Raw genomic sequence first — 15,613 nt, forward strand, 5'->3', positions numbered from 1 at the left:
CCCCGGCCTGAGCCCGCCCGCTTGAGGCCACCCACCCCCCCCCGGGGTTGCGGCCGACGAGGAGTCGGCCGCACCCCGCAGTGCCGCTCGGGGCTCCCGAGCCGCTCAGGAGGCCCGGGCTATTGCCCTGGCTCTGGGTGCCACTGGTCCGTCAGGGCGCGCTGAGCGCGGCGGTCGGTGGCGTGCGGGCGGCCCGCGCCGCCGGGTAGGCACCCGCCAGTGCGCCAACGACCACCGTGATCCCCAGTCCTGCCACGATCGCCAGGGGCGGTATGGCCAAGGGCCAGCCGCGCAGCGCAGCCATCCCCCCTGATACCGCGATGCCGATGAGGCAGCCCAGGATCCCTCCGGTGAAGGACAGCACCAGAGCCTCGGCCATGAACTGGATCCGGATATGACCGCGCCTGGCGCCCAGGGACCTCCTCAGCCCGATCTCCCTGCGCCGCTCCAGCACCGAGACGATCATCGTGTTGGCCACGCCGATGCCGCCGACGAGCAGGGCGATGGAGCCCACCCCCAGCATCAGGCCGGTCAGTGCCCTGTCCGCGGCGTTCTTGGCCTCCAACGCGTCGGAGGGGCGGGAGACCTTCACCTCGTTGGGGGCCTGCGGCGAGATCGTGGGCGCCAGCAGGGACCGGACGGTGGGCACGGCGTCGTCATCGCTGCGTGTGTACACCCTGCTCGGCTTGCCATCGTATCCCAGTAGGGAGGAGGCCGCGCCTCGGCCGATGAGCGCGGCGTTGTCGAGCTCGGGAGCCAGCGCGACCGGCTCAAGGATGCCGACCACCGTGAACCACGTCCCACCGATCCACACATTCGTCCCCGGCGAGACCACCCCCAGTCTTCGTGCGGCACTGCTCCCCAGGACCGTGGCCGGGTAGTCCGCGGTGGCCTCGTTGAGCCATCCGCCCCTGCTCACCCGTCCCGCCACAACCTCCAGGAGCGACTGCTCGGCAGCCAGGGTGGCGATCCCGCCGGAGGCGTTCTTGTCGATCAGCGGGCTGCGGTAGACCAGGGAGCTCTTGACCGTCCCGGTGCTCGAGGCGCTGCGCACCCCCTCGATGAGCCGCACCCTGCCCACAGAATCCTGGGGGAGAGGAGCATCCTTGCCGAAGAGGTCCTGGCCGCTGCCCGCCGTCAGCAGATTGGTGCCCAGTGAGTCGAGTTGGGCGGTGAGCTGGGCGTGGCTGGAGGCGGAGACCCCCACTACCGCGACCATGGCGGCGATACCGATGGCGACGCCCAGGGCCGACAGGAGCGCCCGGGCGGGCCGGGCCCGCAGACCGGTCAGCCCCAGGCGCAGTGCGTCGCCGGGGAGCAGCCATGAGGGTCGGAGCCCCACTGCTGCACGGCGGGCGGCGCCAGTCTCAGTGCGTGATGTGTGCGCTGCCATGCGCGTCCTCCTTCCGCATCGAGTCGCCCACAACGCGGCCGTCGCTCAGGCTGATGCGCCGGGGGAGTCGGGAGGCGAGCTCGTTGTCATGAGTGATGACGATGATGGTGGTCCCCTGCCGGTGCAGCTCGTGGAGGAGCTCGACGATCGAGGCCCCCGAGACCGAATCGAGGTTCCCGGTCGGCTCATCGGCCAGCAGCAGCGCGGGATCGCCGATCACCGCCCTGGCGATGGCCACGCGCTGGCGCTCGCCCCCGCTGAGCTGGTGGGGGCGGTGATCCAGCCGGTGCCCCAGTCCCACGCGCTCGAGCGCCCGGCGAGCGCGCTGGAGCCTGGCGGAGCGGGGAATGCCGCTGTAGAGCAGGCCGTCAGCCACGTTGTCCAGCGCCGTGACGCCATCGGATAGGTGGAACTGCTGGAAGACGAAGCCGATCCGGCTGGCACGCAGCGCAGACAGGCTCGCGTCGCTCAGGGAGCCGACGTTGAGGCCGTCGATCTCGACCGTGCCCGAGCTGGGGCGGTCCAAGGTTCCGATGAGGTTGAGCAGCGTGGACTTCCCCGAGCCCGAGGGGCCCACGATCGCGACCAGCTCGCCGTCATCGACCTCCAGGCTCACACCCGCGCAGGCGGTCACGGGAGGCTCTCCGTAGCTGCGGTGCACGTCCCGCAGGGACAGGATGCGGTTCCTCATTGCGGCACCACCACCGACTGGCCCGCGGTGATCCCCTCACCGGAGATCTCCACGCGCCCGGCCGCGAACAGCCCGGTCGTGACCGGCACCTTGCGGGTGGTGCCATCGTCCTGGACGACCTCGACGCCGTACTGCTGCGGGCTCAGGGCCAGCAGTGCGCCCAGGGGCACTGAGAGCACGTCCTCGCGCGTCTGGCTGGGCAGGGCCACCGTCACCGAGGCCTCCTGGAAGGCGGTGCTGGACCCGGCCTCATCCAGGGTGATGGTCACCGGGATGATCCTCTCCTTGGACTCCCCCGATCCCGAGGTCTTCTCCGTGGGCGTGCCCACGGTGCTGATGGTGCCGGAGGCCGTGGAGGAATCGGGCATCGTGATGGTCACAGCCGTTCCCATGACCGCCAGCCCCTGGTCCGAGAGCTTGACGGGGGCATCCACCACCTGGGTGGTGCTGGTGACCGCGTAGAGCTCGGACTCCATGCCCACGCGGTCCCCGAGCCTGGCACTGACCGGCCCCACCCGCAGATCCCCGGGGGAGAAGACCACCTGTCCCAGCGGGACGCTCCCGGTGCGCGACAGCCCCGCATCCCTTTGCCACCGCAGGACGGCGCTGGTGGTCGCTCGGCCGAAGCGGTTATCGGGCTCGCCCTCCAAGTAGCCCAGGGACCTCAGCGCCGCCTGGAGCTGGCGGACGTCCTCGCCGTCGTCCACGCCGGCCTCGAGGGTCCGCCAGGCCGGCAGGGCGCCGTGCATGAGGTAGGCGGCCTCGGCCCCCGCGCGGTACAGGAGGTCGCCCTGGGTCAGGACGGTTCCGGAGGCGGGCAGGCCGATGAGCACGCCCTCGAACCCCGAGGTGAGAGTGCGGGCCTCGGAGTAGCGCAGTGTCCCGGACACCGAGGCCTGGCCCTGCAGGTCCCCGCGGGTCACTGTGTCGGTGGCCCCGCTGAAGGGGCGGGAGGACGGCTCCGAGGGTGCTGAGAATGGTCCGATCCGTCTGGCTCGCATGACGGCGCCCGCGGTCAGGGCCAGGGCGGCGCAGGCTCCGCCGGCCAGCAGGGCGCGGCGTCGCATGGGGCGGGCCTCGCTCGCGGGAGCGTCGGGTCGGGCGGCATCCGTGGTTTCCGTCCGGTCCTGCGCGGTGGCGCCCTTCGCAGCGCTCGTGGACTCCGAGGGCGCGGGCGCGCGGTCATTGAGGGCTCGCATCACTTGCCGCCCCTCGTGGTCTGCGGCGCACTGGGAGACCCGGAGCCGACCTTCTCAGCGCAGGTGCTCAGGGCCTCCTCGGGGATGGTCTCATCGAGGCGCAGGCCCTCGCCCGGGGCGGGGTCGGCGACGTCGTACCCCTCCTGGCGCAGGCACTCGGTGACCTGGACATAGAACTGCTGCATCTCCTCCTCGGACACGTCCTCGGCCCCCGGGAGCGGGCCGGCGCTGCTCTCGCACTCCTTGTAGGCCTTCTCAATGGCCTCGGGGTCGCCCGTGGTGGGGATCGCCAGGGCTCCATCGCTATCAGGATCAGGGACATCGAAGCCCTTGCCCCGCATGCAGCGGGAGATGGAGAGCGTGTACTGCTGCAGGTCGGCGGCGTCGGTGGAGGAGTGGGAGGACGACGCGGGGGCCGCGGATTGGGCGCAGCCGGCGAGCAGGCTCAGTACCATCGCCGCGCAGATCGCCCCGGCGGCCGCGGCCGTCCTGGTGGCCGCGGCCCTTCTCATCATGCTGGTCCCTCCAATGGTGGTCATGGATGTCCCTCCGTACTAGGTGCGGTGGCCGGCCCAGTGGCGCAGCCCTTACTGGGCGGACAGGAGCGGATGCGTCCCGCCCGCGGGGGCAAGACAAGCCGGACCGGTGTTGCCATGGCGTTCACGGTGCCGCTTATGCCGTGGCAACGTCGGTGGTGGTTCAATCTGGCCGTCAGTGACTCACGGCGTCAGGCGCGATGAGCGCCTGCGGGTATCGAGGGGGCAGCAGTGCGCGTGCTGGTCGTGGAGGACGAGGAGTACCTGGCCGAGGCCATCGCGGCCGGGCTGCGCCGCGAGGCGATGGCGGTGGACGTCGTCGGGGATGGGGCCAGGGCCCTGGAGCGGATCGGGGAGCACCACTACGACGTCCTGGTCCTGGACCGCGACCTGCCCCTGGTGCACGGAGACGAGGTCTGCCGCCGGGTCGCCGAGGAGCACCCCGGCACCAGGGTGCTCATGCTCACCGCCGCCAGGAGGCTGGACGCCCGGGTGGCGGGCTTCGAGCTGGGGGCGGACGACTACCTGGTCAAGCCCTTCGAGTTCCCCGAGCTGGTGGCCAGGCTGCGCGCCCTGGAGCGGCGCAGCCAGCCCGCGCGCCCCCCGGTCATCCAGGCCCACGGCGTGCGGCTCGACCCCTTCCGCCGGGAGGTGCACCGACACGGCCGGCCCGTCCGGCTCACCCCCAAGGAGTTCGCCATCCTCCAGATCCTCATGGAGGCCGATGGCGGGGTGATCAGTGCCGAGGAGCTCCTGGCCAGGGCCTGGGACGCCAACGCCGACCCCTTCACCAACTCCTCGCGCGTGACGATCTCCCATCTGCGCCGCAAGCTGGGCGACCCCTGGGTGATCCAGACCGTGCCCGGCGCCGGCTACAGGTTCAGCGCATGAGGGGGCGCCCGCAGCCGGGGGGCCTGGGCCGCCCGCGGCGCCTGAGCATCCGCGCCCGCCTCACCCTGACCTACACCGGTGTCGTGGCCGTCTCCGGCGCCGTGCTCATCGCCCTGGTGTACTTCTACACCCGCTATGCGGTCCTCGATGTGTACGTGCTCGTCCCAGCCGGAGGGGGCCAGTGGCCCCAGGGGGTCGGACCGGTGGAGGCCGCCGAGCTGGCGGTCGCTGCCGACGACGCCCTGGGCGAGGAGACCGGCGCACTGGCGACCATCATCCTGCGATCAGCGGTGATCGCACTGCTGGCGCTGACCCTGCTCTCGGGGACCATCGGGTGGATCCTGGCGGGGCGCATGCTGCGGCCGCTGTCCTCGATGAGCCGGGCCGCCCGGCGCGCCGCCTCCGGGGATCTCCGCCAGCGCCTGGCGCTGTCCGGCCCGCATGACGAGATCCACGACCTGGCCGACACCTTCGACGGCATGCTGGCCTCCCTGGAGCGGGCCTTCGAGGTGCACCGCCGCTTCGCGGCCAACGCCTCCCATGAGCTGCGCACACCCCTGGCCACCACCCAGACCGTGATCGACGTCGCATTGGCCGACCCCCATCCCACAGTGGAGGGCCTGGGCGAGGTCCTGGCCCGGGTGCGGCGGACCAACGAGGCCAACCGGGAGCTGATCGACGCCCTCCTGGATCTCGCCGATGCCCAGGCCGGGCAGGCCGAGCGCGAGGAGGTCGATATCGCCGCCGTCGTCCGCGACGAGCTGGCCCGCCTGCGCGCACAGACGCGGCACCGGGGACTGCGCGTGGAGCTCGCGCTGGAGGAGGCGCGGGCCCAGGCGGACCCGGTCCTGCTGCGCCAGGCCGTGTCCAATCTTCTGCGCAACGCCGTGCGCCACAACGTCGAGGGGGGCCGGGTGGTGGTGAGCACGCGGCGGTGCCCGGCCGATGGCGCCCTCCATGGCGCGGTGCGGCTCGCCGTCGACAACGACGGCCCGCTCATCCCCGCCGAGAGGATCCCGGTCCTGCGCGAGCCCTTCGTCCGCGGCCGGGGCCGCTCGCGGGGCGCCGGGCACGGCCTGGGCCTGGCCATCGTCTCGGCGGTTGTCGCCGCGCACGGCGGCGAGCTGCACCTGCGCGCCAGGCCCGGCGGGGGGCTGAGCGCCGTCATGGACCTGCCGGCGCCCCCTGTGTCGTAAGCGCCCCGCGCCACCGACCTGGGGCAGGATTCGATGCATGACGCCGCGCCGCCCCTCCCGCACCGCCGGCCGCCGAGGCTCGCGCGGCTCGGGGACGCATCCCGGCCAGTCCATCGCCCCCGCCCGCGGCCGCGCCGAGCGGGAGGCCCCCGAGGAGGCGGCCGCCCCGGTCGTCGTCGAGCGGGGGATCCCCCCGCGCGTGGTGACCCTCGTCATCGTGGCCCTCATCTCCTTCGCCGTCGTCTTCACCTCCCTGCGCGCCTACCTGTCCCAGCGCGCCCAGTACGACGACGTCGTCAACCAGCTCGCCGAGGCCAAGGCCACCTCCACCGCCCTGGAGCGCGAGCTCGCGCAGTGGCAGGACGAGACCTTCGTGCGCTCCCAGGTCCGCCAGCGCCTGGGCTACGTCATGCCGGGGGAGACCACCTACGTCGTCGTGGGGGCCGATGGCCTGGGCGACGGCGAGGGCGGCCCCGACGCCGGGCAGGACTCCCAGCGCCTGCCCTGGTACGAGGCCCTCCAGAAGTCCTCGCGGGCGGCGGGGGGCGCCGGGCAGACCGAGGCGCCACCGGACCCCGCCCAGCGGGGCTGGGCCCCCACCACCCCGCAGCCCAGCGGCCGGCCGGACCAGCAGCCCGGCGGAGCGCCCGCGCCCACGCCCACCGCGGCGCCCAGCCAGGCGCCCGCGCCCCAGGAGACCCCATGACCGACACCCCCGTCACCCAGGCCGACCTCGAGGCCCTGACCGAGCAGCTCGGACGCATCCCCCGGGGCGTGGTGGCCATCGCCGCGCGATGCGTCTGCGGGCGCCCCGCCGTCGTGCGCACGGCCCCGCGCCTGGACGATGGCACGCCCTTCCCCACCAGCTACTACCTCACCCACCCCGCCGCGGTGAAGGGCTGCTCCACCCTGGAGGCCGAGCACCTCATGGAGGAGCTCAACGCCGACCTCGCCCAGGACGCCGACCTCGCCGAGGCCTACGCCCGCGCCCACGAGGACTACCTCACCCGCCGCGCCGAGCTCGGGCGGGTGCCCGAGATCGAGGGGATCTCCGCGGGGGGCATGCCCACGCGCGTCAAGTGCCTCCACGCAGTCCTGGGCCACACGCTGGCCACCGGGCCGGGCGTCAACCCCATGGGGGACCGCACCCTGGCGGCCCTGCGGGCCCGCGGCCTGTGGGATGAGACCCGCTGCCACTGCTGAGCCGCAGGTCCCCGGGGACGGCCGCCCGCCGGGCCGCCCAGCCCGCCCGGGCTGCTACGTTTCCTGCCAGGAGCGCCCAGCGCCCGACTGAACCGCCTGAGCCCAGCCCCTCCAGGAGGACCCGCCCATGACCCGCGTGGCCGCCATCGACTGCGGAACCAACACCATCCGCCTCCTCATCGCCGATGCCCACCGCCGGGCCGGGGCCGTGGGGCTGGAGACCCTGGAGCGGCGCAACGAGATCGTGCGCCTGGGGCAGGGCGTGGACCGCACCGGCCGCCTGGACGACGCCGCCCTGGAGCGCACCCTGGCGGTGGTCGCGGACTTCGCCGCCCAGTGCGAGCACCACGGCGTCCCCCAGGGGCCGGAGCACCGGCGCTTCGTGGCCACCTCCGCCACCCGCGACGCCGAGAACCGGGAGGTCTTCACCACCGGGGTGGGCCGCCTGCTGGGCATCGCCCCCGAGGTCATCAGCGGGGATGAGGAGGCGCGCCTGGCCTTCGCCGGCTCCCTGCTGGGCACGGCCGCCGCGCGGGCCCCCCGCCTGGTGGTGGACCTGGGCGGGGGCTCCACCGAGCTGGTCCTGGGCGTGGAGGCGCCCAGCGCGGCCATCAGCCTGGACATCGGCAGCGTGCGCATCACCGAGCGCCACCTGGCCCACGGCGTCACCCCCCACGGTGAGGCCGCGGCGCGCGCGGAGGTGCGCGGCCTGCTGGAGGAGGCCGCCCGGGTGGTCGACCTCAGCGCCCCCGGGCTCCTGGTGGGGATGGCCGGGACGATCACCACCGTGGCATCGCACGCCCTGGGCCTGGAGGCCTTCGACCCGCGGGCCGTCGACGGGGCCGAGCTGGGGGTCGAGCAGGTCCTGGCCTCCTGCGAGGCCATTGTCCACTCCAGCCCCGAGCAGCGGGAGGGGTGGGGCTTCCTGTCGCCCGGGCGCCGCGACGTCATCGCCGCCGGGGCCCTGGTGTGGAGCGAGATCGTGGCCCGGGTGGCCGCCGACACTGCGGCCGCCGGGCGGCCCCTGCGCGGCACGGTGACGAGCCTGCGCGACATCCTCGACGGCGTCGCGCTGTCGCTGCTCGATCGGGGGCGCCCATGAGCGAGCGGGGTGCCCGGCGGGCCCTGACCTGGGGGAGCGCGCGGATCGGCGGGGGCGCGCCCGCCGTCGTCGTCCCCCTGACCGGGCCCACCACCGGCGATGCGGCGGAGCAGGCCCGCCGTGCCGCGGCCGCGGGGGCCGATGCCCTGGAGCTGCGCGTGGACCTGCTCGACGAGGTGCGCCGGGCCCTGGAGGGCGCGGCCCCGCCGCCGGGGGAGGGCCCCGAGTCCCTCGCCGGGGCGGCCGGGCGGGCCCTGGAGGGCCTCGCCCGATGCGGCGGGGCCGGCCCGCCGGTGCTGCTGACCTGCCGCACGGCGGCCGAGGGCGGAGGGGCGCGGGTGGGGGAGGCCGCCTACAGGGCCCTCCTGCTCGCGATCCTCGAAGGACTGGGGGCCTGGGCCGGGCCGACGCGCCCCGCGGCCATCGACGTCGAGGTCCGGCGCGGCTGCCTGCCCGAGCTGGCCGCGCGCGCCCACGCGCGGGGGATCGACGTCGTCGGCTCCTTCCACGATCTGGGGGGGACCCCTGCCGACGCCGAGCTGGAGGCGGTGCTCGTGCGCATGGCCGCCCAGGGCGCGGACCTGGCCAAGGTGGCGGTGATGCCGCAGAGCGCCGAGGATGTGGCCCGCCTGCTGGGGGTGGGCGCCCGGATGTCGGCGGGACTGGAGGTTCCCGTGGCCGCGATCTCCATGGGCGCGCTGGGGGCGGTCAGTCGCGTGGCGCCGGTCTTCGGCTCGGCCCTGACCTTCGCCGTCGTGCCCGATGGGCGGGGGGAGGCCCGGGCCTCCGCCCCCGGCCAGCTCCCCATCGACGAGGTGCGCCGCTGCCTGGGCCTGCTGGGGGGCTGAATCCTCCGGGCCCGGAGCCACTGGCAGCCGGAGGCTCTCATGCCCGGAGGCGCTGGGTCTTGAGCGCCCCGGCGGCTGCCCGCGCGCCACGTGGGAGGGTCTGCCCGGTCCCAGTCCCGGTGGCCCGCCCCGTCGACGGCGATGCCTGCGGGTGGGGCGCCTCACCGCCGGCCGCCTTCCGGGGCCGCTTCGCGGTGGCGTAGACTGCCCGGCGTTGCCCCGGCGAGGGACGCGCTGCCCAGCGCGCATCCGTGATCGACGTGGTGGTGCCTGGCGGTGCTGCGCGTCGATGCGCCCGCCGGACCACTGACCGCGGGGCGCTGGTCCCGCTCCTCATCATCTAGGAGAGCCACATGGCCAACAACGCCATCACCCTCACGGGCCAGGACCGCACCGAGTTCGGCAAGGGCTCGGCCCGCCAGGCCCGCCGCGCCGGCCAGGTCCCCGTCGTCGTCTACGGCCACGGCACCGAGCCGCGCCACCTGCTGCTGGAGGAGCACGCCACCCGCCTGGCCCTGCGCAGCAACGACAACGCCCTGGTCGAGCTCAGGATCGGCGGCGAGACCCTGCTGGTGCTGACCAAGGAGGTCCAGCGCCACCCCATCCGCCCCGGCGTCCAGCACGTGGACTTCCTGCTGGTCAACCGCAATGAGCGCGTTGAGGTCGAGGTTCCCGTGACCGTCGTCGGCGAGGCCGCCCCCGGCACCATCCACATGATCGAGGCCGCCCACGTCGTGCTGTCCGCCCCCGCCGTCTCCATCCCCGAGACCCTGGAGGTGGACATCACCGGCGTGGCCGGCGGGACCGTGCTGACCGTTGCCGACCTGACCCTGCCCGAGGGCGTCGAGGCCGTCTCCGACCCCGAGGCCGCGGTGGTCAACGTGGCCGACAAGGGCGCCGTGGCCGCCACCGTCCCCGAGGACGAGGCCGAGGGCGAGTCCGAGGGCCAGTGACCGAGTCGCAGCGAGCCGAGTGATCCGCCCGTGGCCTCCCCCTGGCTGATCGTCGGGCTGGGCAATCCCGAGGCCCGGTACGCCCGCAACCGCCACAACGTCGGCCATATGGTCATCGAGGTGCTGGCGGGGCGTGCCGGGGCCCGGCTGTCCCCCCACAGGGCCCGCGCCCGCCTGGCCGAGGTGCGCCTGGGGATGCTGCCGGGCGGGGCGCCCGGCCCCCGGGCCGTCCTGGCCGCGCCCACCTCCTTCATGAATGTCTCCGGCGGCCCCGTGAAATCCCTCCTGGGCTACTACGGGGTGGACCCCGGCGCGGGGCTCCTGGTCATCCATGACGAGCTCGACATCCCGCCGCACGAGCTGCGCCTGAAGAAGGGCGGAGGGGAGGGCGGCCACAACGGCCTGCGCTCCATCTCCTCCGTGCTGGGGACCAAGGACTACGCGCGGCTGCGCGTGGGGGTGGGCCGCCCTCCGGGGCGCCAGGACCCCGCGGCCTTCGTGCTCTCCGACTTCCCCGCGCGCGAGCGCGAGGAGCTGGCGGTCACCCTGGAGCAGGCGGCCGACGTCGTCGAGCAGGTGGTGGCCGAGGGCTTCGAGGCCGCCCAGCAGCGCCTCCACGCCCCCTGATCCTCCCCACTTTCGACAATTTGCATGAGATCGGCCTTTTCCAGCGCTGGAAAAGGCCGATCTCATGCAAATTGTCGAAAGGAAGGGGTCAGGTCATGAGGCCGGTCTCGTAGGCCACGACCACGGCCTGCACCCGGTCGCGCACATCCAGCTTGGCCAGCACATTGCCCACATGGGTCTTGACCGTCGTGGCGGAGACGACCAGGTGCGCGGCGATCTCCGCGTTGGACATGCCGCGGGCCATGAGCATGAGGATCTCCCGCTCCCGGGGCGTCAGGGAGGCCAGCCGGGGATCCTCAGAGGCGGGGGCCCCACCGGTGTCGGGAAGGGCGGAGGCGAACATCTCCAGCATCCGCTGGGTGACGCGGGGCGAGACCACCGCCTCCCCGGAGGCGACCGTGCGGATGGCCTCGGCGAGCTCGGCGGGGCGCGTGTCCTTGAGCAGGAAGCCGGAGGCTCCCGCACGCAGCCCGGAGAAGGCGTACTCGTCCAGGTCGAAGGTGGTCAGGATGAGGATCCGGGTGCCGGGGCACTCCTGGGCGATGACCTCGGTGGCCTCGATGCCGTTCATCCCCGGCATACGCACATCCATGAGGATGACATCGGGCCGCAGGGCCTTGGCCTGGGAGACGGCGGCGGCGCCGTCGGAGGCCTCGCCCACCACCTCGATGCCCTCCTCGGCATCCAGGACCATGCGGAAGCCCATGCGCATGAGGGACTGGTCGTCGGCCAGGACCACGCGGACGGTGCGCAGCGGCTCGGCGTCCTGATCGTCGTCGCCGGCCGCGGTGTTCACAGAGGCATCTGCCACGAGGGGCTCCCTTCATCCTGCTCGTCCCAGCGCAGGACGGCGCGCACACGCCATCCGGTGGGGGTGGGGCCGGCCTGCACTGATCCACCATAGACCGCGGCGCGCTCCCGCATGCCGATGAGGCCCTTGCCCGATCCGTGCATGGGCCGTGAGCCCGGGGCCGCCTGGTTGTCCACCGTGAGCACTGCGGTGCCCGTGTGGCGCTCCACGGTGACCGCCACCGACCTGGTGGTGGGGGCGTAGCGCAGCACATTGGTCAAGGACTCCTGCGCGATGCGGAAGATGGTCAGCTGGAGGGCCTTGTCCGGCGGCAGGCTCGCCCCCGTCCACGTGTAGGTCACCGGCACCCCGGCGGCCCTGAAGTGCTCCACCAGGGTGGCGATGTCGGCCTGCGCGGGGGCGGGGGACAGGGGGGTGTCACCGGCGGTGGGGTCGGCGTGGGTGCCCGTGGCCTGACGGCGCAGGTCGGCGATCCGCGCGCTGGGCTCCTGCGGCGCCACCGTGCCCGGGGGCGCGAACTCGGGGACCGGCAGCTCGCGCACCACGGGGACGGGGCCGGAGGCCACCGGGGGGCTCTGGGGCCCATGGCGCAGCGGATCCGCGCTCGGGTGCCCGGTGCCCTGGACGAGGCCGACCGGGTCGCCCGGGCCGCCGAGCCCGCCCGGCGCAGAGGGGGCCGAGGCGTCCGAGGGCGGCGAGGCCTCTGAAGGGGCAGGGGGGTCCTCGCGCAGGACTCCCACCAGGCGGCGGGTGTCGGCCAGAGCGCTGCGGCCGGTCTCCGAGAGCATCTCCAGGGCCTTCTTGGCCTGCTCGGGCTGGCGATCGAGAGCCGCCGAGGCGCCGTCGGCCATGGTGATCATCACCGCCAGGGAGTGGGCGACGACGTCGTGCATCTCGCGGGCGATGCGGCTGCGCTCCTCCGCGGCGGCCAGCAGCGCGCTCTGCTCGCGGGCCAGGGCCAGGCGCGCCGCCTGCATCCGCATCTCCTCGAGGTTGCGGCGCGAGGCCCTGATGGTCAGTCCGATGAGCACGGGGATCGCGAAGACCACGAAGTTGCTGATGGCTTCGCGCCACGTCGTCTCAGGAGAGGCGCCGTCGTTGTCGAGGAGCAGGGCGCTGGCGGAGAACACCAGGCTGGTCACCACCCAGGCGCCCCAGGCCGCGGCAGGGCGGCGGTAGACGGCGATCGTGCCCAGGCACAGCGGAAGTCCCAGGACCATGAAGGCGGCGAGGCCCCCGATCGCCAAGGCGGCCTCCTCGGCGGTCAGGGGCAGCACCGCCTGGCCGATGACCTGGAAGGCGATGAGCAGCAGCAGGAGACCGGCCCAGCTCGCCAGGGGGAAGCGGCGCCGAACCGCCAGCAGGATGACCGCGATGACGCTGGAGCCCAGGGCCAGGGGCAGGGCGCTGGCGATCTCGCGGGGGAGGTTCTGCAGCTCCGAGGGGCGCATCAGCAGCAGGAGGCCCAGGGGGATGTTGATCAGGAAGATGCTCAGGGCGATGAGGGAGTCCACCTGCCAGGGGTGCTCGCGGTACCAGGTGCGCAGGCGGGCGCCCACGGAGGCGCGCACGGGGGAGGCTCGGTGCAGTGCGGTGGTCAGGTGCATCGTGGCAAGTGTGGCATCTTCTGGGGCTGCGCGGCCCCCGGGTGCGGTTGTGGCGGTCGTGGTGGGGCGGGGTGGGCTCTGGCGCGCAGTGCCCGACGACGAGGGCAGCGCCCGGGCGGCGGCCTGGAGCAGTGCCAGGCGGGCGGAGCGCGGGGAGGCATTGGCGCCGTCCAGGCCGGTGGGCGGCGGGCCTGGGAGGCGGGCGCTGGGGCCGGGCTCATGGGAAGGCTTGGGGGCGGGGCGGTCCTGGTCGGGCAGGCCGCAGGGCTCGGGCCGGCCGGGTGCCGCGTCGACGAGGCCGGTGCAGCGGGCCGGGCCGCCCCGCAGTGCTGCGGGACGGCCCGGGGCGGGGTCGCCTCGGTGGGTCACCACCATGGGGGCCTCAGGCGTCCCTGCGGGAGAAGGCGAGCCAGCCCAGGGCGAGGGGCACCAGGGTCCAGGCCAGGAAGGCGGCCAGCACGACGGGGTGGTCGACAGAGGCCTGGGCCCACCGCGAGGTGTACTCCAGGGGGTCGGACACGGAGAGCGAGGCGGCTGAGGGCAGGATCTCGACGACCTTGACGGCCCACTCCCACTTCATGGTCATGAGGCGGACGGGGATGTCGATGACGAACAGCAGCACCGTCATGACGGTGATCGTCCCGGCGGTGGAGCGCAGCAGGAAGCCCGTGCCCAGGCTCATGAGCGCGATGAGGGCGAAGGCCAGGCCCGTGCCCCAGAACAGGCCCAGGTACTCGGCGTCGGCCAGGGAGCCTGCGTGACCGTCCATGAAGGGCGCCGAGATGGCCCAGGACAGGGCGGTGGAGATGAGGCCGAGGGCGAAGGCCATGGTGCCGACCGTGATCGCCTTGGCCACCAGCAGGCGTCCCCGGTGGGGGACGGCCGCCAGGGACGAGCGGATCTGCCCCGAGGAGTACTCCCCGGTGACGGTCAGGGCCGCCAGGACCGCCACCGCGATCTGGCCGAAGGTGGCGCCGGAGGTGACGGCCTCGGCGGCTCCCGCCTGGGTCTCGGGGCTCGTGCTCATCGCGATGGCCAGGCCGGCGCCGAACAGGACGGTGATGGCGACGGTGATGGAGGAGGTGATCCAGGTCGAGTTCAGGGAGCGGATCTTGGCCCACTCCGCGGCGATGGCCCGGGCGAAGGTCTGGCGCCCGGTGATGGCCGGGCGGCGCAGGGACCGGGAGGGGCGTGCGGCTTGTGCGGTGGTCAGTGCCGGTGAGGCGGTGGTCGTGGTCATGATCGTGCCTTTCGGGGTGTGCGGGAGCGGGTCAGGCGGCCCGGCTGCTGTGCTGGGCGGGGCGCTGCATGGCGGGTGCCGGGAACTGGGAGCCGGCTGCGCCGGTGGTCACTGGGCTGCCCGTGGTGTACTCGACCTCGTCACCGGTGAGGTTGAGGTAGGCCTCCTCCAGGCTGGCACTGAGGGTGGTCAGCTCGTGGAGGATGATGCCGGTGGAGGCGGCGACCTCGCCGATGGTGGCGGCGGGGGCGGTGGTGGTCTGCAGGACGCCGGGCTCCAGGGCGGTGGCCTCGATGCCGCGGCGGGCGAGCTCCTGGGCCAGGGCGGTGGCCTGGGGGGAGGCGATGCGCACACGGCTGGTGGTGGCCGAGGCGATGACGTCGTTGACGGGGCCGGAGGTGAGGATGCGGCCGCGCCCGATGACGATGAGGTGGTCGGCGGTCTGGGCCATCTCACTCATGAGGTGGGAGGAGATGAAGATGGTGCGGCCCTCGGCGGCCAGGTTGCGGCAGGTCTCGCGCACCCACTTGACGCCCTCGGGGTCCAGGCCGTTGACGGGCTCATCGAAGATGAGGACCTGGGGGTCTCCCAGGAGCGCTGCGGCGATGCCCAGGCGCTGGCCCATCCCGAGGCTGAACCCCTTGACGCGCTTCTTGGCCACGCTGGTCAGGCCGGTGAGCTCCAGGACCTGGTCGACCCTGCTGGTGGGGATGCCATTGGAGACGGCGAGCTGGGTCAGGTGGGCGCGGGCGGTGCGCGAGCCGTGCAGGCCCTTGGCATCCAGCAGGGCGCCGACCTCGCACAGTGGCGCGGCCAGGTCCCGGTAGGGCCTGCCGTTGACTGTCACGCGGCCGGCGGTGGGCTTGTCCAGGCCCATGATCATGCGCATGGTGGTGGACTTGCCGGCGCCGTTGGGGCCCAGGAAACCGGTGACGGTGCCCGGCTCGACGGTGAAGGAGATGTGGTCCACGGCGACCTTGCTGCCGTAGTGCTTGGTCAGGTCGACTGCCTCGATCATGGTGGGGTCCTCTTCTCTCTGCTCGGTAGGGGCTGATCGGTGCGGAATGCGGGGTGCGGGTTGGTCGATGGAGGGGCCGGCGGTGCCGGGCTGCGAGGGCCGCTGTGTGGCGGCTGCTGCGCGGGCTCCCGGGTGCTGACCCGATATCCATCACGGTAGGCGGGGGAGGGTGTGAGCCGGATCGGCCCGGCTGAGGAACCCGGGGCATTGGCCGATGAGCCCACCGGCCGAGGGGAGTCCTCCTGGCGGAGGAGAGTCCGGGGTTATCCACAGGCGTGGCGGTTGGACTGGCGTGGGG

16 protein-coding genes are annotated in these 15,613 nt (G+C 73.7%); 8 read left to right on the top strand and 8 right to left on the bottom strand.

Annotation, left to right across the window (positions count from 1 at the left end):
- Positions 1-151 precede the first annotated feature (151 nt).
- The 4 genes from J5X07_RS08835 to J5X07_RS08850 form a co-directional block, all read right to left on the bottom strand.
- Positions 152-1,393, bottom strand: coding sequence for an ABC transporter permease (locus J5X07_RS08835; protein WP_124933705.1), 1,242 nt, complete (start codon positions 1,391-1,393; stop codon positions 152-154).
- Entirely contained in the window at positions 1,368-2,084 is a 717-nt protein-coding gene (locus tag J5X07_RS08840) for an ABC transporter ATP-binding protein (RefSeq protein ID WP_124933704.1), read from the bottom strand. The genes J5X07_RS08835 and J5X07_RS08840 overlap by 26 nt, the downstream gene beginning before the upstream one ends.
- Positions 2,081-3,151, bottom strand: coding sequence for a peptidoglycan-binding protein (locus J5X07_RS08845; RefSeq protein ID WP_208479533.1), 1,071 nt, complete (start codon positions 3,149-3,151; stop codon positions 2,081-2,083). The genes J5X07_RS08840 and J5X07_RS08845 overlap by 4 nt, the downstream gene beginning before the upstream one ends.
- Positions 3,152-3,282: 131 nt before the next feature.
- The gene (locus tag J5X07_RS08850; protein ID WP_124933702.1) at positions 3,283-3,822 is read right to left on the bottom strand and encodes a hypothetical protein; all 540 of its coding nucleotides are present in this window, start codon (positions 3,820-3,822) and stop codon (positions 3,283-3,285) included.
- A 228-nt stretch (positions 3,823-4,050) separates the two neighbouring features.
- On the opposite strand from J5X07_RS08850, the gene J5X07_RS08855 reads away from it, so the two are divergent.
- The 8 genes from J5X07_RS08855 to pth all read left to right on the top strand — a co-directional run bounded on the left by J5X07_RS08855 (position 4,051) and on the right by pth (position 10,639).
- Positions 4,051-4,710 (top strand): response regulator transcription factor, encoded by a 660-nt coding sequence (locus J5X07_RS08855; RefSeq protein ID WP_124933701.1) that lies wholly within the window; start codon positions 4,051-4,053, stop codon positions 4,708-4,710.
- Positions 4,707-5,906, top strand: coding sequence for a sensor histidine kinase (locus tag J5X07_RS08860; RefSeq protein WP_208479534.1), 1,200 nt, complete (start codon positions 4,707-4,709; stop codon positions 5,904-5,906). Before J5X07_RS08855 ends, J5X07_RS08860 begins: the two co-directional genes overlap by 4 nt.
- A gap of 37 nt (positions 5,907-5,943) precedes the next feature.
- Positions 5,944-6,612, top strand: a complete 669-nt coding sequence (locus tag J5X07_RS08865) for an FtsB family cell division protein (protein WP_208479535.1) — start codon at positions 5,944-5,946, stop codon at positions 6,610-6,612.
- Positions 6,609-7,109, top strand: coding sequence for a DUF501 domain-containing protein (locus J5X07_RS08870; protein WP_124933698.1), 501 nt, complete (start codon positions 6,609-6,611; stop codon positions 7,107-7,109). The genes J5X07_RS08865 and J5X07_RS08870 overlap by 4 nt, the downstream gene beginning before the upstream one ends.
- A 127-nt stretch (positions 7,110-7,236) precedes the next feature.
- Positions 7,237-8,211 carry a Ppx/GppA phosphatase family protein gene (locus tag J5X07_RS08875; protein ID WP_208479536.1) on the top strand — a complete coding sequence of 325 codons (975 nt, stop codon included), beginning with the start codon at positions 7,237-7,239 and terminating at the stop codon, positions 8,209-8,211.
- Positions 8,208-9,059: a type I 3-dehydroquinate dehydratase gene (locus J5X07_RS08880; protein WP_208479537.1), complete on the top strand. Its 852-nt coding sequence runs from the start codon at positions 8,208-8,210 to the stop codon at positions 9,057-9,059. The genes J5X07_RS08875 and J5X07_RS08880 overlap by 4 nt, the downstream gene beginning before the upstream one ends.
- 353 nt (positions 9,060-9,412) lie before the next feature.
- Positions 9,413-10,012 (top strand): 50S ribosomal protein L25/general stress protein Ctc, encoded by a 600-nt coding sequence (locus J5X07_RS08885; protein ID WP_208479538.1) that lies wholly within the window; start codon positions 9,413-9,415, stop codon positions 10,010-10,012.
- 30 nt (positions 10,013-10,042) lie between these two features.
- Entirely contained in the window at positions 10,043-10,639 is a 597-nt protein-coding gene (gene pth, locus J5X07_RS08890; RefSeq protein ID WP_124933694.1) for an aminoacyl-tRNA hydrolase, read from the top strand.
- A gap of 88 nt (positions 10,640-10,727) precedes the next feature.
- On the opposite strand, the gene J5X07_RS08895 is transcribed toward pth, so the two are convergent.
- From J5X07_RS08895 to J5X07_RS08910, 4 genes are read right to left on the bottom strand one after another with little or no spacing between them, the layout of a single operon-like run.
- Entirely contained in the window at positions 10,728-11,435 is a 708-nt protein-coding gene (locus J5X07_RS08895) for a response regulator (protein ID WP_280527802.1), read from the bottom strand.
- On the bottom strand, positions 11,432-13,432 hold the full coding sequence (locus J5X07_RS08900; RefSeq protein ID WP_243896644.1) for a sensor histidine kinase: 2,001 nt from the start codon (positions 13,430-13,432) through the stop codon (positions 11,432-11,434). Before J5X07_RS08900 ends, J5X07_RS08895 begins: the two co-directional genes overlap by 4 nt.
- A gap of 7 nt (positions 13,433-13,439) precedes the next feature.
- Positions 13,440-14,297 carry an ABC transporter permease gene (locus J5X07_RS08905; protein WP_208479539.1) on the bottom strand — a complete coding sequence of 286 codons (858 nt, stop codon included), beginning with the start codon at positions 14,295-14,297 and terminating at the stop codon, positions 13,440-13,442.
- A 31-nt stretch (positions 14,298-14,328) separates the two neighbouring features.
- Entirely contained in the window at positions 14,329-15,315 is a 987-nt protein-coding gene (locus tag J5X07_RS08910; protein ID WP_208479540.1) for an ABC transporter ATP-binding protein, read from the bottom strand.
- Between the last annotated feature and the right edge of the window lie 298 nt (positions 15,316-15,613).

The sequence above is a fragment of the Actinomyces bowdenii genome (assembly GCF_017592395.1).
GTDB classification, from domain to species: domain Bacteria; phylum Actinomycetota; class Actinomycetes; order Actinomycetales; family Actinomycetaceae; genus Actinomyces; species Actinomyces bowdenii.

Bases quoted from the DNA above. Each gene is read 5' to 3' on its own strand.
- J5X07_RS08835 (WP_124933705.1), bottom strand. From the start codon at position 1,393: ATGGCAGCGCACACATCACGCACTGAGACTGGCGCCGCCCGCCGTGCA.
- J5X07_RS08840 (WP_124933704.1), bottom strand. From the start codon at position 2,084: ATGAGGAACCGCATCCTGTCCCTGCGGGACGTGCACCGCAGCTACGGA.
- J5X07_RS08845 (WP_208479533.1), bottom strand. From the start codon at position 3,151: ATGCGACGCCGCGCCCTGCTGGCCGGCGGAGCCTGCGCCGCCCTGGCC.
- J5X07_RS08850 (WP_124933702.1), bottom strand. From the start codon at position 3,822: ATGACCACCATTGGAGGGACCAGCATGATGAGAAGGGCCGCGGCCACC.
- J5X07_RS08860 (WP_208479534.1), top strand. From the start codon at position 4,707: ATGAGGGGGCGCCCGCAGCCGGGGGGCCTGGGCCGCCCGCGGCGCCTG.
- J5X07_RS08865 (WP_208479535.1), top strand. From the start codon at position 5,944: ATGACGCCGCGCCGCCCCTCCCGCACCGCCGGCCGCCGAGGCTCGCGC.
- J5X07_RS08870 (WP_124933698.1), top strand. From the start codon at position 6,609: ATGACCGACACCCCCGTCACCCAGGCCGACCTCGAGGCCCTGACCGAG.
- J5X07_RS08875 (WP_208479536.1), top strand. From the start codon at position 7,237: ATGACCCGCGTGGCCGCCATCGACTGCGGAACCAACACCATCCGCCTC.
- J5X07_RS08880 (WP_208479537.1), top strand. From the start codon at position 8,208: ATGAGCGAGCGGGGTGCCCGGCGGGCCCTGACCTGGGGGAGCGCGCGG.
- J5X07_RS08885 (WP_208479538.1), top strand. From the start codon at position 9,413: ATGGCCAACAACGCCATCACCCTCACGGGCCAGGACCGCACCGAGTTC.
- J5X07_RS08900 (WP_243896644.1), bottom strand. From the start codon at position 13,432: ATGGTGGTGACCCACCGAGGCGACCCCGCCCCGGGCCGTCCCGCAGCA.
- J5X07_RS08905 (WP_208479539.1), bottom strand. From the start codon at position 14,297: ATGACCACGACCACCGCCTCACCGGCACTGACCACCGCACAAGCCGCA.
- J5X07_RS08910 (WP_208479540.1), bottom strand. From the start codon at position 15,315: ATGATCGAGGCAGTCGACCTGACCAAGCACTACGGCAGCAAGGTCGCC.